We start from the raw sequence: 379 nt of genomic DNA, 5'->3' as shown, positions 1-379 counted from the left end.
TCTGTGTCCTATTCATTCGCCGAATATGCGAATTTTAAGGTAATAAGGTATTCTCTGTCCGCTATTAATTAGCATGCAAGCTAGTTCCATGATATTCTATTAATCTAGAGTTTTTAAAAAAGGAGTCATAATAGCATGAAATTTGTGTCGTGGAATGTGAATGGAATTCGAGCCTGTGTGAAAAAAGGCTTTTTAGATTATTTTCATGAAGTAGATGCAGATATATTCTGTATTCAAGAATCAAAACTGCAGGAAGGGCAGATCGACCTTGAACTTGAAGGCTATCACCAATTTTGGAATTATGCACTGAAAAAAGGATATTCGGGTACGGCAATTTTTACGAAAAAGAAGCCGCTCTCCGTTAAATATGGTGTAGGAG

General features: G+C 36.1%; 1 protein-coding gene. It reads left to right on the top strand.

Annotation, left to right across the window (positions count from 1 at the left end; genetic code table 11):
- Positions 1-135 precede the first annotated feature (135 nt).
- Positions 136-379 (top strand): endonuclease/exonuclease/phosphatase family protein (locus V7149_RS26055; protein ID WP_335348454.1); only part of this gene is annotated, 244 nt, incomplete at its 3' end.

Origin of the sequence: Bacillus sp. JJ1503, from assembly GCF_036965125.1 — a bacterium.
GTDB lineage: Bacteria > Bacillota > Bacilli > Bacillales > Cytobacillaceae > Cytobacillus.
This window is presented reverse-complemented; position numbering and strand designations above follow the sequence as displayed.